At 60.6% G+C, this 20,092-nt stretch carries 21 protein-coding genes; 12 read left to right on the forward strand and 9 right to left on the reverse strand.

The window, feature by feature from the left end; translation table 11 throughout:
* Nucleotides 1-24: 24 nt before the first annotated feature.
* The 4 genes from lpxC to ligA all read left to right on the forward strand — a co-directional run bounded on the left by lpxC (nucleotide 25) and on the right by ligA (nucleotide 5,690).
* On the forward strand, nucleotides 25-891 hold the full coding sequence (gene lpxC, locus SIC17_RS12875; RefSeq protein ID WP_412546930.1) for a UDP-3-O-acyl-N-acetylglucosamine deacetylase: 867 nt from the start codon (nucleotides 25-27) through the stop codon (nucleotides 889-891).
* 106 nt (nucleotides 892-997) lie between these two features.
* Nucleotides 998-1,828 carry an outer membrane protein assembly factor BamD gene (locus SIC17_RS12880; RefSeq protein ID WP_291892548.1) on the forward strand — a complete coding sequence of 277 codons (831 nt, stop codon included), beginning with the start codon at nucleotides 998-1,000 and terminating at the stop codon, nucleotides 1,826-1,828.
* A gap of 23 nt (nucleotides 1,829-1,851) precedes the next feature.
* The gene (gene recN / locus SIC17_RS12885) at nucleotides 1,852-3,546 is read left to right on the forward strand and encodes a DNA repair protein RecN (protein ID WP_412545614.1); all 1,695 of its coding nucleotides are present in this window, start codon (nucleotides 1,852-1,854) and stop codon (nucleotides 3,544-3,546) included.
* A 35-nt stretch (nucleotides 3,547-3,581) separates the two neighbouring features.
* Nucleotides 3,582-5,690 carry an NAD-dependent DNA ligase LigA gene (gene ligA / locus SIC17_RS12890; protein ID WP_412545615.1) on the forward strand — a complete coding sequence of 703 codons (2,109 nt, stop codon included), beginning with the start codon at nucleotides 3,582-3,584 and terminating at the stop codon, nucleotides 5,688-5,690.
* Nucleotides 5,691-5,693: 3 nt separating this feature from the next.
* On the opposite strand, the gene SIC17_RS12895 is transcribed toward ligA, so the two are convergent.
* The 3 genes from SIC17_RS12895 to SIC17_RS12905 are packed head-to-tail and all read right to left on the reverse strand — an operon-like array spanning nucleotide 5,694 to nucleotide 8,655.
* On the reverse strand, nucleotides 5,694-6,233 hold the full coding sequence (locus tag SIC17_RS12895) for a hypothetical protein (RefSeq protein ID WP_412545616.1): 540 nt from the start codon (nucleotides 6,231-6,233) through the stop codon (nucleotides 5,694-5,696).
* Between the two features lie 59 nt (nucleotides 6,234-6,292).
* A complete protein-coding gene (locus tag SIC17_RS12900; RefSeq protein WP_412545617.1) occupies nucleotides 6,293-6,817 on the reverse strand; it encodes a hypothetical protein in 525 nt (174 codons plus the stop codon).
* Nucleotides 6,817-8,655, reverse strand: coding sequence for an aminopeptidase P family protein (locus tag SIC17_RS12905; protein ID WP_412545618.1), 1,839 nt, complete (start codon nucleotides 8,653-8,655; stop codon nucleotides 6,817-6,819). Before SIC17_RS12905 ends, SIC17_RS12900 begins: the two co-directional genes overlap by 1 nt.
* Nucleotides 8,656-8,797: 142 nt before the next feature.
* Here SIC17_RS12905 and SIC17_RS12910 point away from each other — a divergent pair, with 142 nt between their 5' ends.
* Nucleotides 8,798-8,956 (forward strand): hypothetical protein, encoded by a 159-nt coding sequence (locus SIC17_RS12910; RefSeq protein WP_412545619.1) that lies wholly within the window; start codon nucleotides 8,798-8,800, stop codon nucleotides 8,954-8,956.
* Here SIC17_RS12910 and SIC17_RS12915 read toward each other — a convergent pair whose 3' ends face one another.
* The 3 genes from SIC17_RS12915 to SIC17_RS12925 form a co-directional block, all read right to left on the reverse strand.
* Complete coding sequence (locus SIC17_RS12915) at nucleotides 8,957-9,532, reverse strand: YceI family protein (RefSeq protein ID WP_412545620.1); 576 nt, start codon at nucleotides 9,530-9,532, stop codon at nucleotides 8,957-8,959. It abuts the gene before it with no gap.
* Between the two features lie 109 nt (nucleotides 9,533-9,641).
* A complete protein-coding gene (locus SIC17_RS12920; RefSeq protein WP_412545621.1) occupies nucleotides 9,642-10,376 on the reverse strand; it encodes a hypothetical protein in 735 nt (244 codons plus the stop codon).
* Nucleotides 10,377-10,409: 33 nt separating this feature from the next.
* On the reverse strand, nucleotides 10,410-10,952 hold the full coding sequence (locus tag SIC17_RS12925) for a hypothetical protein (RefSeq protein WP_412545622.1): 543 nt from the start codon (nucleotides 10,950-10,952) through the stop codon (nucleotides 10,410-10,412).
* 498 nt (nucleotides 10,953-11,450) lie between these two features.
* Here SIC17_RS12925 and crcB point away from each other — a divergent pair, with 498 nt between their 5' ends.
* Entirely contained in the window at nucleotides 11,451-11,834 is a 384-nt protein-coding gene (gene crcB / locus SIC17_RS12930; RefSeq protein ID WP_291892563.1) for a fluoride efflux transporter CrcB, read from the forward strand.
* A complete protein-coding gene (locus SIC17_RS12935) occupies nucleotides 11,831-12,823 on the forward strand; it encodes an RluA family pseudouridine synthase (RefSeq protein WP_412545623.1) in 993 nt (330 codons plus the stop codon). Before crcB ends, SIC17_RS12935 begins: the two co-directional genes overlap by 4 nt.
* Here SIC17_RS12935 and SIC17_RS12940 read toward each other — a convergent pair.
* Nucleotides 12,820-13,137, reverse strand: a complete 318-nt coding sequence (locus SIC17_RS12940) for a DUF1244 domain-containing protein (protein ID WP_412545624.1) — start codon at nucleotides 13,135-13,137, stop codon at nucleotides 12,820-12,822. The genes SIC17_RS12935 and SIC17_RS12940 overlap by 4 nt on opposite strands.
* A 71-nt stretch (nucleotides 13,138-13,208) precedes the next feature.
* Here SIC17_RS12940 and SIC17_RS12945 point away from each other — a divergent pair, with 71 nt between their 5' ends.
* Together SIC17_RS12945 and SIC17_RS12950 are read left to right on the forward strand one after the other, a co-directional pair.
* Nucleotides 13,209-13,904 carry an HAD-IA family hydrolase gene (locus SIC17_RS12945; protein WP_291892568.1) on the forward strand — a complete coding sequence of 232 codons (696 nt, stop codon included), beginning with the start codon at nucleotides 13,209-13,211 and terminating at the stop codon, nucleotides 13,902-13,904.
* Nucleotides 13,901-14,644 carry an ATP12 family chaperone protein gene (locus SIC17_RS12950; RefSeq protein WP_412545625.1) on the forward strand — a complete coding sequence of 248 codons (744 nt, stop codon included), beginning with the start codon at nucleotides 13,901-13,903 and terminating at the stop codon, nucleotides 14,642-14,644. The genes SIC17_RS12945 and SIC17_RS12950 overlap by 4 nt, the downstream gene beginning before the upstream one ends.
* On the opposite strand, the gene SIC17_RS12955 is transcribed toward SIC17_RS12950, so the two are convergent.
* Nucleotides 14,641-15,732, reverse strand: a complete 1,092-nt coding sequence (locus SIC17_RS12955; protein ID WP_412545626.1) for a GNAT family N-acetyltransferase — start codon at nucleotides 15,730-15,732, stop codon at nucleotides 14,641-14,643. The genes SIC17_RS12950 and SIC17_RS12955 overlap by 4 nt on opposite strands.
* A gap of 99 nt (nucleotides 15,733-15,831) precedes the next feature.
* Here SIC17_RS12955 and SIC17_RS12960 point away from each other — a divergent pair, with 99 nt between their 5' ends.
* From SIC17_RS12960 to SIC17_RS12970, 3 genes are all read left to right on the forward strand, one after another.
* Complete coding sequence (locus tag SIC17_RS12960) at nucleotides 15,832-16,368, forward strand: hypothetical protein (RefSeq protein WP_291892574.1); 537 nt, start codon at nucleotides 15,832-15,834, stop codon at nucleotides 16,366-16,368.
* A gap of 14 nt (nucleotides 16,369-16,382) precedes the next feature.
* A complete protein-coding gene (locus SIC17_RS12965; protein ID WP_412545627.1) occupies nucleotides 16,383-16,916 on the forward strand; it encodes a hypothetical protein in 534 nt (177 codons plus the stop codon).
* A 93-nt stretch (nucleotides 16,917-17,009) separates the two neighbouring features.
* A complete protein-coding gene (locus SIC17_RS12970; RefSeq protein WP_291892578.1) occupies nucleotides 17,010-18,542 on the forward strand; it encodes an acyl-CoA carboxylase subunit beta in 1,533 nt (510 codons plus the stop codon).
* On the opposite strand, the gene SIC17_RS12975 is transcribed toward SIC17_RS12970, so the two are convergent.
* On the reverse strand, nucleotides 18,539-20,014 hold the full coding sequence (locus SIC17_RS12975) for a LytTR family DNA-binding domain-containing protein (RefSeq protein ID WP_412545628.1): 1,476 nt from the start codon (nucleotides 20,012-20,014) through the stop codon (nucleotides 18,539-18,541). The genes SIC17_RS12970 and SIC17_RS12975 overlap by 4 nt on opposite strands.
* Nucleotides 20,015-20,092 lie beyond the last annotated feature (78 nt).

Below are 20,092 nucleotides of genomic sequence, written 5' to 3' on the forward strand. Positions count from 1 at the left end.
CGGCAAACATTGGCCGCACCTGTTGTGTGTGCAGGCGTAGGGCTCCACAGCGGCGATCATGTTCGCCTGGTGATGCAACCTGCTTCCGCTGGTACCGGCATCGTCTTTATCCGCTCCGACATCAAGTCTCACGACAATCGAATTGAAGCGCGCGCTGACGCTGTCTCCGCGGTTCGTCTTGGTACGACAATTTCCAATGCCGCAGGCGCGACTGTTGCGACTGTCGAACATCTGATGGCGGCCCTGGCCGGTATCGGTGTTGATGATCTCATTGTTGAGATCGATGGCCCCGAACTGCCGGTTATGGACGGGTCATCTGCTCCCTTTGTTGAGCTTATTCACAAGGTGGGCCTCACGGCGCATGCCATGCCGCGCCGCGCGATACAGGTTCTCAAGCCGGTCGTCGTGGAGACCGAAGGCCGCCGCGCCAGCTTCCTGCCGGCCCTGCGTCCCATGATCGAGGTTGATATCAGCTTCGAACACCAGGCGGTGGGCCGTCAAAGCTGTGTTTTCGACGTTACGCCGGATATTTTCGCCGAGGATATCGCGGGAGCACGTACCTTCGGTTTCAAGAAGGATTACGAAGCGCTGCTCGCAGCCGGCCTCGCCCGTGGTGGTTCCATGGACAATGCCGTTGTTCTCGACGAGGAGGGCGTCGTAAATCCGGAAGGTTTGCGTTTCGCCGACGAGTTTGTCCGTCACAAGGCGCTGGACGCTCTGGGGGATCTATACCTTGCGGGCGCACCGATTCTCGGTCGCTATTCAGCCAGCCGACCGGGGCATGCCATCAATAACGAGGCTCTCCGGGCTCTACTGAGCGACACTTCGGCATGGAAAATGGTGCCGATGCGCGGTGGTGTGGCCAAGGAAGTGGCGCTCGCCAAATCCTGAAATTTGACCGACTTACTGACACGGGCCTTTTGCCCCGGCGAATGATCCGCTACAAAGCTGTTCAAGACTGGCCGATATCGGCTGATTAACTACAAGAGTCGTGTAGATGCCTGTTTCGCCGCGCCTGATCGTTCCCGTTCTCGGTTCCGCCATCCTGGCCGCCTGCGCCAGCCGCGTGGACAACTCTGTCGCCTATGTAGAGCGACCGGTTGAGACGATTTACGCGGAAGCCTTCGAGACAATGGATCGTCGCCAGTTCCGCCTGGCGGCTGCGCAATTCGACGAGGTCGAACGCCAGCACCCGTATTCGGAATGGGCTCGCCGCTCGATGTTGATGGCGGCTTTTGCAAACTATCAGTCCCGCAATTACGAGGAAGCGATCTCGGATGCTCAGCGTTTTATCTCGCTGCACCCGGGTAATCGCAACACCGCCTACGCCTATTATCTGATCGCGATATCCTATTTCGAACAGATCATGGATGTGGGCCGTGACCAGCAGACGACCCAGCAGGCCATGGAAGCACTGCAGCAAGTTGTCCGTCGTTTCCCGGAGAGCCGGTACGCTACGGACGCGCGCCTCAAGATTGATATGACGCGTGACCACTTGGCCGGCAAGGAGATGGATGTTGGCCGTTGGTATCTGCGCCGCAATTTCCATCTGGCGGCGATCAACCGCTTCCGTAATGTAGTTGCTGAGTATGAAACCACTTCACACACGCCGGAAGCGCTTCACCGTCTGGTCGAGGCCTATGTAGCCCTGGGAATCGACGAGGAAGCCCGTCAGGTCGCCTCCGTCCTGGGTTATAACTTCCCGGGCAGTGAATGGTATGATGCGAGCTACGCACTTCTCTCTCGCGAGGGTATCGCTCTCGACGAGGGTATCGAGCAAGGCGATCCGAGCTATTTCCAGCGCGCTTGGCGCCGGCTGTTCGGTTAACCGGCGAGGTTTCACCACGCCGAATGCTGCAATCACTCTCAATCCGCAATGTGGTCCTGATCGACACGCTTGATGCGGTTTTCGAGAGTGGATTGTGCGCGCTTACCGGCGAGACTGGTGCAGGAAAATCCATTCTTCTCGGGGCGCTCGGCCTTGCACTTGGAGAACGTGCCGATCGCGGGCAGGTTCGCTCAGGGGCGCCGGAAGCCCGCGCCACCGCCGAGTTTGACCTGCCTGACTGCCATGCCGCGAAAACGGTGCTCGAGGACGCTGGCATCGACCTGGAGCCTGGGGAACCCGTTGTTCTGCGTCGCCGTCTGAGCGAGGACGGGCGTTCGCGCGTTCATGTCAATGACCAGGCCGCGAGCGTCGGTCTGTTACGCCAGCTGGGAGAAGTCCTGGTCGAGATTCATGGACAGCATGACGGCCGTGGCCTGATGGATCAGAAGACCCATGTCGCCTATCTCGACACCTATGCAGACCATTCCGGCCTTCTGACTGAGTGTCACAGTGCCTGGAAACATGTTTCTGATGCCAAGGCTCGGCTGGAGGAGTTGATCCGCTCCAACAATGCGACGGAGAGCGAGCAGGACTATTTGCGTCACGCGCTGGGCGAGCTGGACACACTGGACCCTCATGAAGGCGAGGAAGAGGCGCTGGCTGAAGAACGCCAGTTCCTGATGGGGGCCGAGCGAGCCCTGGGCGACCTGCAATCAGCACAGGACGCATTGCGCGGCGATGGCGGCGGATTGGAGAACCGCCTCAACAATGCGTTGCGGGGGTTGGATCGCGTCCGAGAACAGATCGGTGAAGGCGGCGATGCCGGCAAAGCGCTGGAACGGGCCTCATCTGCCATCGATCGCGCGCTGATCGAGTTCGAGGAAGCCAGCGAAGCACTGGCTGATGCTGGTCATGCGTTCGATGTTGAACCAGGGCGGCTGGAGGCGGTCGAAGAGCGGTTGTTCGCTCTGCGTGGTGCAGCCCGTAAACATTCCGTGCCTGTGAACGAGCTCAACGCCCTGCGTAATCGTTTCGCGGACCAGCTGCAGGCGATCGATGATGCCGGTGAGTTGATCGCCGAGGCTGAAAAGGCCGTGAAGTCGGCACAGACGGTTTACGATGCAGCGGCCCGGGACCTCACCAAGAGCCGGTTAGAGGCCGGGCAAAGGCTTGAAAAACAGGTCGCGGAGGAACTCGCTCCCTTGAAGATGGATAAGGCGCGAGTTCGCGTCAGCGTGAACGACGACCCGGAACGTGCAGGTGCGCGCGGCTGGGACAAGGTCGTGTTCGAGGTTTCCACAAATCCGGGCGCGCCGTTCGGGCCGCTCGACAAGATTGCCTCCGGGGGCGAGCTGTCGCGTTTTGGGCTGGCCCTGAAAGTCGTATTGGCCGGTCGGGAACAGGGCCTCACCATGGTCTTTGACGAGGTTGATCAGGGCGTGGGCGGTGCCGTTGCTGATGCGGTAGGCCGGCGCCTCAAACGATTGTCCAGGCACGGTCAAACGCTGGTCGTCACGCATTCTCCGCAAGTTGCTGCTGTGGCAGATCATCACTGGAAGATCGAGAAATCCGATGATGGCGAGGGCGGCGTACGGACCACGCTCCGTCTGCTCCAGGGCGAGGAGCGCCGCGAGGAAGTCGCCCGCATGCTGTCCGGCGCTGACATAACCGACGCTGCGCGTGCACAGGCCGATGCATTGATGGCGGTAGAGGCGTAACGTGTCCGCGTGTGAGTGATTCCGAGGGGGATGCCGTGAGCGCGCTGAAAGACGTCGATCATCTTAACGAAACCGAGGCGCGAGATGAGCATACCCGCCTGGCGCGTGAGATCGGCAAACACGACAAGGCCTATTACCAGGACGACGCGCCCAAAATTTCCGACGCTGTCTATGACGGTCTGCGCCAGCGGCTGATTGCGATCGAGGCGCGCTTCCCGCAATTCGTGGATCTGTTCTCACCCACCCAGCGTGTTGGAGCAGCGCCGTCCGGAAAGTTTGGCGAGATCACCCATGCCGTGCCCATGCTGTCGCTGGGTAACGCTTTCAATGATGAAGACGTCGAGGACTTCGTGGCCCGGATCCGCCGCTTTCTCGGTCTGGACGAGCATGAGAAGATCGAAATCACTGCCGAGCCGAAAATCGACGGGCTCTCCGCCAATCTGCGATACGAGAAGGGGCAGCTTGTTTCCGGCGCTACCCGCGGCGACGGCGCGACCGGCGAGGATGTCACCCGCAACCTCATGACCTTGAAGGATATTCCGCACGCTCTGCCGGGGAATGACTGGCCGGAGGTTCTGGAAGTGCGGGGGGAAGTCTATATGTCCCACGAGGACTTTGCCGCCCTCAATGCGCGTCAGGTTGAGCTGGGAAGACCGGAATACAAGAATCCACGTAACGCTGCAGCCGGGTCATTGCGCCAGATTGACCCGAGTGTCACTGCACAGCGCCCGCTGCGTTTCTTTGCCTATGCCTGGGGAGAGCTTTCCCAGCCATTGTCCGGATCCCAGTTCGATGCGGTACATCGTTTCGACGCCTGGGGTTTTCAAACCAATTCGCATATGAAGAAATGCGGGAGCGTGGCTGAAATCCTCGAGGTCTATCACGGTATCGAGGCACAACGGGCCTCGCTTGGTTATGATATCGACGGTGTTGTCTACAAGGTAGATCGCCTGGACTGGCAGGAACGGCTGGGGTTCGCATCTCGCGCGCCGCGCTGGGCCATTGCCCACAAGTTTCCCGCTGAACAGGCCACGACTGTACTCGAAGGCATTGATATCCAAGTCGGTCGCACCGGTTCTCTGACACCGGTTGCGCGGCTCAAGCCGGTGACAGTCGGCGGTGTGGTGGTCTCCAATGTCACCTTGCACAATGAAGACGAGATCCTCCGCAAGGATGTTCGAGTGGGTGATACCGTCGTGGTCCAGCGGGCGGGTGATGTTATTCCGCAAATCGTACGTGTCGCTGACGCTGACCGCGCTGGCCGTGGTGAGGCTTTTGTTTTTCCAACCGAATGTCCTGTGTGCGGTTCTCACGCATTGCGAGAGCATGATGAGAAAACGGGCAAGCTGGACGCGGTGCGGCGTTGCACCGGAGGCATGGTCTGCGACGCCCAGCTCAGCCGAAGCCTCGAGCACTTCGTCTCACGCAAGGCGTTCGATATTGAAGGATTTGGCAGCAAACAGGTCGAGACATTCCACGCAGAGGGGTTGGTGCGGGAGCCGTCTGCCATTTTTACACTTCGTGAGCGAAATATTTCTGGTGAAATCCAGCCCCCGTTGCAGGAGCGTGAGGGGTGGGGTGAAACCAGCGTGGCCAATCTGTTCAATGCGATTGATGAGCGCCGCCGGATTTCGCTTGCCCGCCTGCTTAATGCGCTGGGTATCCGTCACGTCGGTGAGGGGACAGCGCAATTGCTGGCCCGGACCTATGGCAGCTGGTCGAGTTTCTTCGCCGCGGTCCGAAACCTGTCTGACGAGACGGTGCGCGCTGAGCTCCTGGCGGTTGATGGTATAGGTGACACTGCGCTGGAGGCGCTCGAGCAGTACTTCTCCGAACCGCTCAATGTTGAAGCCTTGGAGCGTCTCACAGCGCAGCTGACCATCGAGGATGCCGAACAGGTCTCCGCCGACAGTCCGGTCGCTGGCAAGACTGTTGTCTTTACCGGCACGCTGGAACGCATGACGCGGGATGAGGCCAAGGCCAAGGCGCAATCGCTTGGCGCCAAGGTTTCCGGTTCGGTCTCCAAGAAGACCGATCTGTTGATTGCGGGACCCGGTGCGGGCTCGAAGGCGAAGAAAGCAGCTGATCTCGGTGTCGAGACCATTACCGAGGATGCCTGGTTCGAGCTGATCGGAGAGGTTTAAGTCCTAGTCCACGGGAAAGAGCCGTACGCCGTCGCTGATTTGCCCACCCATTTCCTCGACATAGGTCGTGAACACTGCGCGTAGGTGCGCTGTATCAGTCAGCGCGCACTGACGGTCACCTTCCTCGGCAAAGCCCAGCTCAACGCGTGCTTCCGCGGAGAGACGGTTGCACATGGGCAGGTGAGCGTAATAGCTGCCGTCGGAATAGGCGAACATAAGCACGTACACGTACTCGTCATCGTCGGAGGTATTGGCGTGTCCGGCAAAAATATGTTGGTCAATCTGCATGAAGACCGCATTGGCTAGCGGCATGTCTTCAGTCTCTGAATGAAGTCGGCCATCGCGATAGGTGATCTCTCCCTGCCAGACCTCCTCCGGCTCGGAATAGGACCCGTCCTCATCCAGCGTGAGTGCGCGATATTCCCCCGCAGCGAGCGTCTCAACCCGGTTTTCTTCGGAGATCAGGTCAGTGGCAGAATAGAAACAGCCGCCTAGTCCAATCGAAACGAAAATGAGTAGCGTCAGAAAACTGTATTGTTTCATCGTGACTTCCCCTGTGATTTGAATCCACTCTAGGAAGTTCGCGCGTCAAAAATAGGGCTCTATTCGACGGGCCGGTAAACGCCGTCGAGGCGAGGCGCGCCATCATGTTCCGCCAGATAGGTCTGCAGGACTGCGCTGAGCACGTCCCAGCGTTCAATCCTACAGGCGCCGTCCTCCATCTCCTCGACGAGTTCATAGGCCTCGCGCGCCGCGTCGGACAGATCCGAACAGGACGGGTTGTGATAGCTGACAAGTCCGTCGGGATAGACCCAGACCAGTCCGAACAGATAGTGGTCGTCCGACTTTTTCTGGGCCGCATAAACACCAGGTACCAGTTCGCGCAGGCGGACATCCGAATGCGGGAATTCGGCAGTATCGGAGGAATAGATCCATCCGCGCCGTTCAATCTTCCCGGTCCAGGTGGGACGATCGAAGGGCCGACCATCGGGATGATAGGGGGTGTGGGTGTAAACCCCCTCAGCGACGGCGAAATCTGCGCCGCGACGGCTGATCAGCGCTTCATCGGCGTAAAAACAGCCGCCCAGCAGGGCGGCTGTCAGAAGGATGATCAGCGGTGTACGCATCACGGTGTGGCACCGGCCAGAGGCTCGGTCGCCTTGAGCAGCCAGTCGGCAACATCGCCCTCGACCAGCGGCAGGATACGGTTGCGTACCTCTGCGTGGTATTCGTCCATCCAGGCCAGCTCGGCCGGCGTAAGCAGGTGCAGGTCGATCAGGTCCTTGTGGATCGGAGCCATGGTCAGGGTCTCAAAACCCAGCATGTCCCGCTCGCCCTCCGGAATGCCCTTGGCTGGCGAGACGACCTGGAGGTTCTCGACCCGGATGCCGTAACCGTCTTCCTTGTAATAGCCCGGCTCGTTGGACACGATCATGCCCGGCTCCAGTGCGACGGCGCTGGGCGCCTTGGAGATGCGTTGCGGGCCTTCATGTACACTGAGAAACGCACCGACACCGTGTCCGGTGCCGTGATCGTAGTCGAAACCGGCTTCCCACAGGGGCAGCCGAGCCAGGGTGTCGAGCTGGGTGCCCGTCGTGCCGACCGGGAAACGAACTCGGGACAGCGCGATATGGCCTTTTAGTACGCGTGTGAACTGTGTGCGCATTTCGGCGGTTGCTTGCCCGATCGGAACGGTGCGGGTGATGTCTGTCGTACCGTCCGGATACTGGCCGCCACTATCGACCAGGTAGAGCGAGCCCGGAACGAGTTTCAGATTGCTTTCCTCGGACACACGATAGTGGGCGAAGGCCGCATTGCCCTGGGCGCCGGAAATCGTGTCGAAGGACAGGTCCCGCAGCTCGGGCAGTTCCATGCGGATCTCTTCCAGCTTGCGGGCCGCCTGGATTTCGTCGATCTCGCCGGATTGGGCTTCGGTATCCAGCCAGTGCAGGAATTTCGTGATGGCCGCGCCATCACGGATATGCGCCTGGCGGGAGCCTTCCACCTCGGCTGCGTTCTTGGTCGCCTTGGGGCGCATCACCGGATCTTCCAGCTCCTGCACCACAGCGCCGCCAGCATTCAGCTGGTCGTAAACCCAGGCCGAAGCAGTGGAGGCGTCCACCCGCACGGTCTTGCCCTGCATCTCCTGCAGGCCGGCCGCGAACTCGCTTTCCGGGCGGATGGCGACTTCATTGCCAAGATGGCTGCGAGTTTCATCCGTCAGCTTTTTCGGTTCCACGAACAGGGTCGCAGTGCCGTCCTTGTTGATGATCGCAGCCGCCAGGGGCAGGGGCGCACGGGAAACGTCGCCGCCACGGATGTTGAACAGCCAGGCGATCGACGGCGGTGCCGTGATCACGGCCGCATCTGCAGCGCCGCGCTCGATGGCGATACCGATCCGGTGGCGTTTGGAGGTGTGTTCCTCACCCGCAAATTCCATCGGCTGCGGATTGATCTCCGCCATCGGTGCCGCGGGACGATCCGTCCAGGCGGTGTCGATCGGGTTGGTCTCCACGCTGACTAGTTCAACGCCGGCGCGATGCGCTGACACCTGAAGCCGTTTCAGCGAGGCCGGACTGTGCAGACGGGCGTCATAGCCAATCTTTTCACCGGATCTGGCCTGGCTCTCGATCCAGCCGGAAAGGCCTTCCTCGACCAGGTCGCGATAATCGAAGATATCCCCGTCGGCCTGTTGGCGAACTTGCAATGTGTAGCGGCCGTCCACGAAGACCGCTGCACGGTCCTTCATGACGATCGCAGCACCGGCGGAACCGGAAAATCCGCTGATCCACAACAGGCGCTCATTGCAGTCCGGCAGATACTCGTTGTCATACTCGTCCTCATGCGGGACGAGGAAGCCATCAAGGCCGAGAGCTTGCAGTTCTGAGCGAAGTTTCGGGACGTTGTCGCGACCAAATTGCGGGCCGCCCTTCACGTCGAAAGTCTGGGAAATCATCTGGGTCATGAGCGGACACTAGGCCTGCTCCGTGACGGTTTCAATCTGTGCGCCACAGCGCCTTGCGAAAGCGCATTGCGGACTTGCCAAACTGGCTCTCCCGCTTTGCCGCGAAAAGGCGCAAGAGGCCCGGCGACAGATGGAGATGCCGATGTACCCGATGGATGACTTCCTGCGCCTGAATTCCGGTGACAGCCTCAACCGTGCGCTTGACCGCAATCGTCAGCGTGCGGGCATTCGTCTGCGCCAGCGCACGACCGATGTCGATGCTTTCCTCTCGGCCTGTGGCGTCAAGGGCAAACGCAAGTAATTACTCGGTCAGATGCCCAAGCGTTTCGATGCGGATGGTGACCGTGTCGCCGATCAGTGCTGCGGCTGTCGTATTGCCGAAGTCTGAGCGGTTGAGGCTGGCGCGCATCGAGAAACCGGCACCTTCCCGGCCGCCCATGGACGGGTCTGGGCCGATCCGGTTGAGATCAACCTCGAACGTGACCGGCTGTGTCACGCCTAGCAGGGTGAAATCGCCTGTCACGCGAGCGCTGTCCTCATCAATCAACTCGATTGCAGTCGAGGTGAAACGGATTTCCGGGTGCTGAGCCGTATTGAGAAAGCCGGGCCCGTTGACCGCCTGATCGCGTGAGGCGAGACCGGTCCAAACGGTCGGTGTGTTGACACTCGCGGTGACGCGGCTGTTTTCCGGATGGTCCATATCCAGAACGATCTCGCCGGAACTGTCCGGAAACACGCCGACCGTCGCGGCATAGCCGAAACGCTCGACCTCGAAGACGATATGGGTATGCCCCGGGTCGATGATGTAGGTGCGCTCTTCAGCAAGGGTGGGGGCGGCCAGGAACAGCGCACCCAGGGTCGTGATCAGTGACTTCATCATGTAATCCCAGCGATTTGGGAATGAAATCACCGTGGGTGCGCACGCTCAACGCAAGACCGGGCACAATTCGTTGAGCATTCCGACAAATAGGTAAGGTTGGCCGGTGTCAGCCGTCTTCGGCTTCACCGTTTTCCTCGTCACACGTCCGGGCCAGGCGGTCCTCGGTCCAGGCCTCGACCATCAGGGGTAGACCCAGAGCTTCCCGGCGTTCGTCGAGCGTGACCTGCTCTTCGATACTGCCCGGATTGACCCGACCATTGAAACAGGTTTCGGCCGTGCCGAACAATTGCGGCTGGCCGGTCATGACCCGCCAGCTATCCGCGCGCCGTGCGTATTCCGGGCCGTCGATCAGGCCCATCATGGCCACGCCTTCTAGCGCCGCGACAATGGTGCCTTCCGCGGTCTCGTCCCGCTCGGCCCAGTTGAGGATTTGTTCCCCCATCCGGGTCTGCTCCGCATAGAGGATGGGGAAAAACTCCGGGTCGAGTTGTGCCACTGCCCAGGCCGTGTTGGCGCCTTCCACCTCCCGGATCGTGTCGGCGGTTTCGCGCAGGATTGCCCCGTGCGCACCTTCATCCAGATCGTTGCGCGCGATGACTGGAAGCAGCTGTTCGGCCAGAAAGCGTTCGCGGGCCCGGCGCGCGCCCAGTTCTCCAGCCAGATTACCATACGCGGCCCAGGCGCCATCAATCTGTGCGATCAGGCTGGCGGCATCGGTCGGTGGAGGTGGCGGTAGGTCTTCCTCGGCGCCGACGAGCGCGTCCTCGATCGCGGTTTCCTGGGCGTCAGGCTGGGCCTGGTCCTGCAGGGAAAGGCTCAGGGCGAGGGCGGCGAGAAACATGCGTACGGCTCCGGTTCGGGATTTCGCTGCAGTTTAACCGGGTTCGTGGCCAGCGGAAGAGGGGCGTCCCGATAGCCAGGCCAGATGCCAGAGCGCGGGTACAAGAATGGTGACGTTGATCAACTGGACCGCATCGCTTCCGATGGGCGGAGTTGCAAGGATTAAGCTGCCGAGGAGGAAGGTACAGTTGACCCCGAAGTACGCGAAATGGGGCGCGCTCTGAAACAGAGACAGGCCGGCATCTCTCGCTCGCCGGACGGCCCAGAAGGGGAGCCAACTCTGACCCAGGAGCAGAATGATGCCCCAGCCTATCAATGAAAGGCGTCCTTGGAGTTGAGTCATGAATTCGGTATCGCGAATGGCCGCAGGCAATGCCTGCCCAGCGAGCAGTTGAATGACCTGGCCAAACACGACGGAAGTCGCGGCGCCAATGATCCAGATGCTGAAGAAGCGAGATCCGAACGTTCCCATGGCACTCGCTTCACCCTCCTCAGGGTAGTTCAATTTCATGGGCTTGGAGTAGCCGTGAAACGAATACGCCCTGCGCGGTGGAAACGGGTTGATCCAGTTTGGCATTCCGCACTCATAGCGTGCAGTCAGGCAAAACAAAAGCGGAAGAGCCGTGAGGCTCTTCCGCTTTTTGTTTAGCTTGTGAAGCTCTGCTTCGGGGCCGGGAGGCGATCCGGCCCCAAACCCCTGGGCTGACAGGGGTAGCAGCGCTTCAGGCTTAGGCGAAGGTGCTGCCCAGCGCGACCGTCATGGCGCCGAAGACGCCTGCGACGAACAGGACATTGATCACCGTAGCCAAGGTTTGCGTAACGCGGTCCATTTGACTGTCCTTTCGGTTTTCTATGCTCGCGGTCCCTCCCGCGATGCCTCAGGGTAAATAATGGGTTACGACAGAAACTGAAGAGACGTTTCGCGAACGCACAATTGCATATATGCATGGATTAAACGAAAGTACATGAAATTACGGATTGGTCATGTTTCGCAATGTTTCGTAATGCCGATGTGAGGACCACCGCCGATACGTGTCAGCTTGCCAATCCGCGCCCGGAGGCCTAACCAGCCGGGATGATGAATATCCTGCTGATCGGTGCCGGTGGCGCCTTGGGCGCCATTTCACGGCATTACGTAGGGCAGCTTGCCCTGCGTACAATGGGCGGCGGCCAGCCCTGGGGCACGCTTTCGGTCAATATTGCTGGCGGATTGCTGATGGGTTTGCTGGTTGGATGGCTGGCGGCGAGCGAGCGCGCTGACGACACGTCCATCCGTTTCCTGGCTGCCGTCGGCTTTCTTGGCGGCTTTACCACTTTCTCGGCTTTCTCGCTGGAGATGGTGCGCATGCTGGAAACGCGTGCCTGGATGAACGCTTTCGCCTATGCAGCCGGTTCGGTCATTCTGTCAGTTGGCGCAGTGATGGTCGGTTTGATGATTATGAGGAAAGTCTGGGCATGAGCCGGGTACAGAAAATTACCGTCGAGAAGGGTGAGGAGGACAGCCGTCTGGACCGCTGGTTCAAGCGTCGTTTTCCGCACATCACCCAGGGCCAGGTCCAGAAACTCTGCCGCAAGGGCGAGATCCGTGTTGATGGCGGCCGGGTAAAGCCGGACAGTCGGGTCAGCGCAGGCATGGAAGTGCGCGTGCCGCCACTTCCCGACGCCAAGGAAATGCGGGCCAAGAACACGCTCAGCGATCGCGATATCGAATACGTCAAATCCCTGGTGATCTACGAGGATGACGACGTCATCGCCTTCAACAAGCCCTCTGGCCTCGCCGTGCAGGGCGGTTCCAAGACGACACGTCATCTCGACGGCCTGCTGGATGCGTTCGGCGAGGGCCTGCAGCGACCGCGTCTGGTCCACCGCCTGGACAAAGACACCTCCGGCGTTCTGGTCGTGGGCAAGTCCCCGGCCGCCACGGCGCGCCTGGCCAAGGCTTTCCAGTCCCACAAGACGAAAAAAACCTACTGGGCGATTGCCATTGGCGTTCCCAAACCGCGCCTGGGCGAGGTGAAAGGCTTCATGAAGAAAACTGCCGGTGCGGGTGGTGATCCGGACAGGGAGGTGATGACCGCTGCCCGTCATGGTGATGAAGGCGCGCATCACGCGCTTAGCCGTTACACGGTCGTGGCCGATGCCGGCCAGAAGGCCAGCTGGGTTGCCCTGCGCCCGGTAACCGGCCGGACCCACCAGCTGCGTGTGCACCTCCAGGCGATGGGCACCTCAGTGCTCGGCGACAAGAAATACCCGTGTCACCGTCCGGCTCCGGAAGATCTCGACCAGAAACTCTGCCTGCATGCCCGTCGCCTTGAGCTCCCGCGGGCCAACGGCAAACCGCTCGTCATCGAGGCCCCGCTGCCCAGAAACATGAACCGGATTTTCGGCATGCTTGGTTTTGACCTGCGCGATGCCGACGAAGAGATGATCGAGGAACAGCTGGCTTAGCCCTTCCCCTTCGCCGCCATGCGGGCCTTGAATGCCGTCATCTGTTCGTCGGTGGCCGGGCGTTGGTGCTCTGATTTCCACTGGGTGTAGGGCATGCCATAGACACGTTCGCGTCCGTCTTCCCTGCCGAGCTCCAGTCCCTCGGCCTGCGCGGCCTCGGTCCACCAGTCGCCCAGGCAGTTGCGGCAGAAATCGGCGAGGATCATCAGGTCGATATTCTGGACATCCTTGTTGGCGTCGAGATGGGTCAGCAGGCGGCGGAAGGCGGCGGCGTCCAGGCGGTCGCGCTGGTCATCGGTGAGCTGGTCGAGCATGGCAGTCCTTCAGGGCTTGTCTTGCGGCGCGAGCGCGCCTAGTCAGCGGGCGAAACCAAGAGGTAATTCGCATGACGTCTCAGCTCAAGCTCGCCATCTGGGATATTGACGGCACCATTATCGACAGTCGCAAGATTATCCAGCGGGCCATGAACAGCGCCTTCGAGCGCGCAGGGCTTGGCGGGATTGATTATGATCGCACGCGAACCATTGTCGGCCTGGAACTGACCGAGGCGGTGCTGAAGCTGGCGCCGGTGGATTATCCGGCCGAGCGCATCCCGCAGCTGGCGACCTTCTACAAGGAGGCCTTTGTGGAACAGCGTCAGGAACCCGGTTTCGAGGAGCCGCTTTATGATGGTGCGCTGGAGACGATCGAGCGGCTGGCCGATGCAGGCTGGTTGCTGGGCGTGGCGACAGGCAAGGCCCGTCGTGGTCTGGATATCGTCTTCGGACATCATGATCTGCACAAATACTTCCAGACATTCCAGACGGTTGATGGCGGTCCGGGCAAGCCGCATCCGCGCATGATTCTGGATGCCATGGGCGAGACCGGCACGGATCCGCACCAGGCCGTGATGATCGGTGATACGATGTTCGACATGCAGATGGGGCGGAATGCCGACGTGCACACTCTGGGCGTCAGCTGGGGATTTCACACGGTGGACGAGGTCCGCGATGGCGGGGCGCATGAGGTTCATCACACATTCGACACGCTGAACACGGCACTGGACCAGTTCGCCCTTCGTGTGGAAGAGAGCGCGGCATGACAGAGAACTACGAAACCAAGCCCGGCGTCCGCATCCCCAGCCAGCAGGACAACCTGCCCAAGCGCTTTTACGAGAGCGTGACGGTCGAGGCGGTGGATGATGCCTTTGAGGTGCGTCTTGATGGCCGTGGTGTGAAAACGCCGGGCCGCAACGCTGCGATCCTGCCGACGCAGGCGTTGGCCAAGGCGCTGGCCGAGGAATGGGCCGCGCAGGGCGAGCGTATCGATCCGATGAGCATGCCGATGACCCGGCTGAGCTATGTCACTCTGGATCGCCTGGACATTCCGGCCACGGTTGCCGAAATCACCAAATACGCCTCCACCGACCTTTTGTGTTTCCGTGCGCCGGAGCCGGATGATCTCGTGGCCGCACAGGCGGCGGCCTGGGATCCCTTGCTCAGCTGGGCCGAGGAGGCGCTCGGCGCACAGCTGGTGCCCGCGACCGGTGTTTTGCCGATCGACCAGGACCCGGTCGCCCTGACCCTGATTCATAATCGCGCCGGCAAGCTGGACCGCTGGCGACTGGCAGCCCTGGCCCAGGCGACGGCCCTGACCGGATCAGCAGTGCTGGGTTTTGCGCTGCTGGAAAAGCGCATCAGCGGTGAGCAGGCCTTTGCCCTGTCCACGCTGGACGAGCACTACCAGGCCAGCCATTGGGGCGAGGATGCCGAGGCGAAGGAACGCCTAGACAATCTCAAGATCGAGATTTTGGCGGTCGAGCGTCTGCTGGACGCGCTCTAGATACCGCGCACGGCGGTCAGCGTATCCAGCCGGCGCCAGGCCTTGGCCGGCCAGTTCGAGACTGGTCCCAGGGGCAGGGCGCTGGCCAGCCGGTCGACGCCGCGGCCCAGGGCCAGAGCGGCGCTGGAGACTGACATGCTGGAAATCTCGCCGCGAAGAATATCAAAACTGCTGTTTGAGAACCGCTTCTTGAAGTCGTAATTGCCGGGGCCGAGATGCATTTGCGTCGGGCCGAGATCGGTCAACTGGCGAATCATCTCTCGGAACAGGAGCAAACCCGGCGCCACACTGGACATGGCCGGGTCATAGGCCGGGAACCAGTAATGCAACACACCGCGCGAGCGAATGCCGAAATGCGCGGCGACGAGCTTGCCATCCAGTTCCATGGTCGAGAGGCAGCCGGCCAGACGGTCCGTGCGATGGGCGAACAGGTTGTAGACCAGCTGGCGCGCCCAATCGCCGTGGAAGACGTCGGTCGCGCCCGTCGCAGCATATTGTGCACGCTTGTAGCTCAACAGCTGGTCCAGCGCCTCGGATCGCGGATCATCGATTTGATAGACGACCTCGCCTCCCAACGCGTCCAGCTTGCGTTCGCGGGCGCGCAGATTGCGCATGGCCTTGGCTTCGGCTTTCTGTCTGCCTTCCCAATAGACGTGCTGCCCCTCGGAAAGGTCGACAACCCAGGACGCTTCGGCCGGGTGCCCATTTTCGCGGAGATCCGACTGCGTCGCCAGGCCACCATCATAGATCAGCGTTCCGAATGTTTTGCGCCTCAGCAGGTTGGCGAAACGAAGTTCCGGATCATCGGAGATCAGGCCGTGATGATCGCCCATCGGACCGCCAATAGGGCGGAAGACACCGCTTATGGATTTCTGGAAGGGCAGGAAACCCGCCGGTACACCATCCCGATAAAACACAGCAACCCGCGTGTCCGTGCGGACCGCCGACATCGCCTCCGTGAACTCGAGGTCGAAATAGGGAGAAGCAAGTTCAGGCGCAGCGTCGACAAAGCCGTGCCAGTGCTGGCGCAGGCGCGGCGACAAATTCTGGACTTTGAGAATTTCGCAGGACGTGGCGTAATGGGACATGGACTTCTCCTCGCACTGTGTAATGCAAGCAAGAGGCCAGTTTAACGCCGCTTTTTCGCGTGACAGGGGAGCGCGGAAACAGGCCTCAGGGGGACTTGAATGCAAAAACTGATTTTTGGACTCGCCGCCTTGGCGATCGCATCCACGGCCGCAGCCCAGGAATATGCCGAAGGGCTGTATGACGGCCGTAACGTGCCGGGTTGGGTTTATTCCCAGGCCGGATCGCAAGGATCAGGCTTGCCGACCTGGGTTCCGGCCAGCGGAGGCAGCGATGTTGATGGTGCCAATTGTAATGTCGGTGCATCCGAAGTGCAGGGTCGGCGCGTTGACTATCTTGAGTATTTCAATGCTGTCACACCGCAGATCTTTGCCGAGCAGATGCGGGCGGGCGGAACTGTTGTCCGTTCAGGTCATCTAACCGAGGTTATTGACCTCAATGGTCGTCCGGCGATGCGCAATGTCCTGACCGCGGAAGTGGGGGGGCAGGCCTTCAATTTCGCGATTGTCTCCGTGGGCACGAACGGCAGGCTGGTGACGCTGACATGTACGGTGTTCGATGGTGGTTATCTTGACCGCATTCAGGAATTCTATGATTTCGCGGAGGGGCTGACATTGTTGGCACCACCGCCTTTGTAACCGGGGGAAGAAGAGTGAAACGCGTTGTGTTGAGTATTGCCGCCCTGCTGGGGGTGACCTCCGGTGCCCTGGCCCAGGATCATTTGGATGGCGTTTATGACGGTCGCGAAATCGCGGGCTGGGTCCATAACGCCGAAACTTCCGAAGCTGTCGGTCTTCCGACCTGGTATCCGGAAGGCGGGGCCTTTGCCGGTGCCAACTGCAATCTGGAAACCCTTGCCCTGGCGGCATCATCCCAGGAATGGCTGGAGGCGTTTTATGCAGCCAATCCAGCGACGGTCGGGGCTCAGTTGCAGGCGTCTGGAGTGGACTGGCGCCAAGGGTATCTGACCGAGGTTATCAACCTGCACGGCCGACCGGCCATGCGAAACCTCTGGGCCGGTGCGCATGAGAACCAGGGTTTCGAGGCGATGATGGTTTCCATCTCTGGCGCGGAACAACTGGTCATTATCCGCTGTTCCATCCAGACCGGTTACCTGCTTCCAGCGCTGCAGGCGTTCTACCAGTTTGCCAGCGACATCGAGATCGAGACGACACCGCCGCAATAGGCTGGAAAGCAAGAGGCGCGCGATGTGATTGCGCTGTCAGGGCGACCTCTGCTATCCCCCTCGCAAGAGAAAGAAAACAGGGGGCGTCCTGCCATGAAAGATGTGCTCGAACAGCTGGAAGCAAAGCGCAATGGCGCGCGGCTCGGTGGCGGTGAAGCGCGGATCGAGAGCCAGCACGCCAAGGGCAAGCTGACTGCACGCGAGCGTATCGAGCTCCTGCTCGACGATGACAGTTTCGAAGAATGGGACATGTTCGTCGAGCACCGCTGTGTTGATTTCGGCATGGCCGACAAGAAGATCCCGGGCGATGGCGTGGTCACTGGTCACGGCACGATCAACGGTCGTCTCGTCTATGTTTTCTCCAAGGATTTCACGGTGTTCGGTGGCTCCCTGTCGGAGACCCACGCACAGAAAATCGTCAAGATCCAGAAGGCCGCGCTTCAAAATGGCGCCCCGATCATCGGCATTTTCGATGCCGGTGGCGCGCGTATCCAGGAAGGCGTCGCGTCGCTGGGCGGGTATGCGGATATATTCCTGCAAAACACATTGGCGTCCGGTGTCGTTCCGCAGATCTCCATGATCATGGGACCGTGCGCGGGCGGTGATGTCTACTCACCGGCCATCACGGACTTCATCTTCATGGTGAAGGACACGTCCTACATGTATGTCACCGGACCGGACGTTGTGAAAACGGTCACCAATGAAGAGGTCACGCACGAGGATCTGGGCGGAGCATCCGTACACGCCAAGAAATCCGGCGTTGCCGATGGGGCGTTCGAAAATGACCTGGAAGCCCTTGTCCAGCTGCGTCGCCTGATCGACTTTCTGCCGCTGTCCAACCGCGAAAAGCCGCCGGTGCGCCCGGTCTATGACCGTGCTGACCGCCAGGAGCCGAGCCTCGATAGCCTGGTCCCGTCCAATCCGAACAAGCCCTATGACATCAAGGAGCTGATCGAGAAGGTCTCTGACGAAGGCGACTTCTTCGAGATCGCACCGGATTACGGAACCAATATTGTCGTCGGTTTTGGCCGTCTTGACGGCCAGCCGGTCGGTTTTGTTGCCAACCAGCCGATGTCGCTCGCTGGCGTTCTGGACATTGACGCAAGTCGCAAGGCCGGCCGTTTTGTCCGCTTCTGCGATGCCTTCAATATCCCGCTTGTTACTTTTGTGGACGTTCCGGGCTTCCTGCCGGGCACCAAGCAGGAATATGGCGGGCTGATCAAACACGGTGCCAAACTGCTGTTTGCCTATGCTGAAGCTACGGTGCCGAAACTGACGGTCATCACCCGCAAGGCCTATGGCGGTGCGTATGACGTGATGAGCTCCAAGCACCTTCGTGGTGACGTGAACTATGCCTGGCCGACGGCCGAAATCGCTGTCATGGGTGCCAAGGGCGCTGCCGAGATCATCCACCGCAAGGATCTGGGTGACGCGGACAAGATGGCGGAGCACGTCGCCGAGTATGAAGACCGTTTCGCCAATCCGTTCGTAGCGGCGGGTCGCGGCTATATCGATGATGTGATCATGCCGCACAACACCCGCAAACGCCTGATCACGGCCCTGCGCACGCTGAAGAACAAGAAGGCGGAAAACCCCTGGAAGAAACACGATAATATTCCGCTCTAGGCGGCGGAGGTTCGTGCCAGCAACTCCCTGAACGCCTTCACTTCCTTGCGGCTGACCGGGACCTCTGCGCCGGTGGACAGTCGGGCGGTGTATTTGCTGCCCGTCTCGCTTTTCACCTCCGACACATGTTCCAGATTGACGCTGTATGAGCGATGCAGGCGGTGGAGGCCTCCCGCGAGCGCGTCTGTCAGCGTCGCCAGGCTGCGATTGTCGAGATGCTGGCCGCCATTGGCCAGGTGAACCTCGGTGTAGTTTCCCGCCGCCCTGAGATAGACGATGTCAGCGCGATCGACGACGATCATGCGACCCGTGGTCAAAATCTTGAACTGGGTGGGCGCCGGACCGGTTTTCGGGACGACAAGGTCCGGTAGTCGCAAGCTCAGATATCCCCACATCGCCAGCATCAGCGCATAGACCGCCCGGTCCAGGAAATCGCCGGGCAGGCGCAACGCGTACCAGGCGATGACGGCGAGAACAGCGGAGAGCCAGCGTGTGTGCCCACTGGCAAACAGGCCCAGCCATGTTGCGGTGGCGAACAGGGCGACGGCCACGGCAAAGCTGGACTTAGCATCATACCCCGGCGCCCAGAGCGCGTAGAGCGTGATGGCGATCATCGAGCCGGCCTGCAGAGCCAGCCCGGCATGATTGTTTGATGGCCAGCGGGTGATGGCAAAACGCAGCTGGGCCAGTCCGAAGATCAGGAGAAAGCCGAATTGCGCAGCCTGGCGAGGCTGGTGCCAGTCATAGGTATAGTTGATGAAAGCGCGCGAAACCTCGGCGCCACCCGCCAGGAAGAGGGCCGCCAAGGCGGATGCCAGATACCAGGCTCGCGGATCTGAATGCGAACGTCCAAGCCAGGCAATGCCGACGGCAAGAGCCAGCAGGGCGCCACCGGTCAGGACGAGCGGAAAATAGGCGCGCAGGGGACGGCGGTCATCAGCACGATAGGGCGTGATCGCCAGTGCCTGCAAAATGACCATCGGCTCATAGCCAGCGCGGTGGCTGGAGAATTCCACAAGCAGTTGATTGCCGCTTTCCCGGATCAAATCGGGCGGGATGGAGAAAACCGCGTCGATCCTGCCGGGGCTTTCAGCTCTGGAGGTGGCGGCGGGGCTGCCCTTCTCTCCGATCAGGACACCATTCCAGTAGATACGCCCGGAAAACGGCCCTGCGCTCCGCACGGCGAGAGGGCCGTTCAGCCCTTCCAGCTCCACATCTCTCCAAAGCACCCAGCCCAAGGTTTCCGGTGCCGGCAAGCGATAGATGGATGTAGTTTCCTCGGGCCAGCTGGCGCTTTCCATCTGATCCAGGTCGAGGGCTTCATCGATGAAGTGAACAGCCGTTGCATGATTGGCCGGGGGCGGCGCAGTCGGTGTGCCCAGCACCAGCAGTGCCAGCACAGCCAGCATCAGCACACCCAGTTCAAGTCCGGGGCGCAGGGCTGAAAATCGTTTGAGCCATTCATCCGACATAGGAGCAATTCGCCCCTTTTTGCTCCCGCGGGCAAGGGGCAGGTGCAATTCCGAAATCAGCGCCGGGGGGTGCTGAAC

Origin of the sequence: Maricaulis sp. MIT060901, from assembly GCF_047123815.1 — a bacterium.
Classification (GTDB): Bacteria; Pseudomonadota; Alphaproteobacteria; order Caulobacterales; family Maricaulaceae; genus Maricaulis.

Excerpts from the sequence above, each read along its gene's own strand:
- SIC17_RS12970 (WP_291892578.1), top strand. The coding sequence starts at position 17,010 with ATGAAAGATGTGCTCGAACAGCTGGAAGCAAAGCGCAATGGCGCGCGG.
- SIC17_RS12955 (WP_412545626.1), bottom strand. The coding sequence starts at position 15,732 with ATGTCCCATTACGCCACGTCCTGCGAAATTCTCAAAGTCCAGAATTTG.
- SIC17_RS12940 (WP_412545624.1), bottom strand. The coding sequence starts at position 13,137 with ATGCTCGACCAGCTCACCGATGACCAGCGCGACCGCCTGGACGCCGCC.
- SIC17_RS12895 (WP_412545616.1), bottom strand. The coding sequence starts at position 6,233 with ATGAAACAATACAGTTTTCTGACGCTACTCATTTTCGTTTCGATTGGA.
- SIC17_RS12935 (WP_412545623.1), top strand. The coding sequence starts at position 11,831 with ATGAGCCGGGTACAGAAAATTACCGTCGAGAAGGGTGAGGAGGACAGC.
- SIC17_RS12925 (WP_412545622.1), bottom strand. The coding sequence starts at position 10,952 with ATGCCAAACTGGATCAACCCGTTTCCACCGCGCAGGGCGTATTCGTTT.
- SIC17_RS12975 (WP_412545628.1), bottom strand. The coding sequence starts at position 20,014 with ATGTCGGATGAATGGCTCAAACGATTTTCAGCCCTGCGCCCCGGACTT.
- SIC17_RS12950 (WP_412545625.1), top strand. The coding sequence starts at position 13,901 with ATGACAGAGAACTACGAAACCAAGCCCGGCGTCCGCATCCCCAGCCAG.
- SIC17_RS12920 (WP_412545621.1), bottom strand. The coding sequence starts at position 10,376 with ATGTTTCTCGCCGCCCTCGCCCTGAGCCTTTCCCTGCAGGACCAGGCC.
- SIC17_RS12880 (WP_291892548.1), top strand. The coding sequence starts at position 998 with ATGCCTGTTTCGCCGCGCCTGATCGTTCCCGTTCTCGGTTCCGCCATC.
- SIC17_RS12910 (WP_412545619.1), top strand. The coding sequence starts at position 8,798 with ATGTACCCGATGGATGACTTCCTGCGCCTGAATTCCGGTGACAGCCTC.
- SIC17_RS12915 (WP_412545620.1), bottom strand. The coding sequence starts at position 9,532 with ATGAAGTCACTGATCACGACCCTGGGTGCGCTGTTCCTGGCCGCCCCC.
- crcB (WP_291892563.1), top strand. The coding sequence starts at position 11,451 with ATGATGAATATCCTGCTGATCGGTGCCGGTGGCGCCTTGGGCGCCATT.
- SIC17_RS12900 (WP_412545617.1), bottom strand. The coding sequence starts at position 6,817 with ATGCGTACACCGCTGATCATCCTTCTGACAGCCGCCCTGCTGGGCGGC.
- SIC17_RS12960 (WP_291892574.1), top strand. The coding sequence starts at position 15,832 with ATGCAAAAACTGATTTTTGGACTCGCCGCCTTGGCGATCGCATCCACG.
- recN (WP_412545614.1), top strand. The coding sequence starts at position 1,852 with ATGCTGCAATCACTCTCAATCCGCAATGTGGTCCTGATCGACACGCTT.
- SIC17_RS12905 (WP_412545618.1), bottom strand. The coding sequence starts at position 8,655 with ATGACCCAGATGATTTCCCAGACTTTCGACGTGAAGGGCGGCCCGCAA.
- SIC17_RS12945 (WP_291892568.1), top strand. The coding sequence starts at position 13,209 with ATGACGTCTCAGCTCAAGCTCGCCATCTGGGATATTGACGGCACCATT.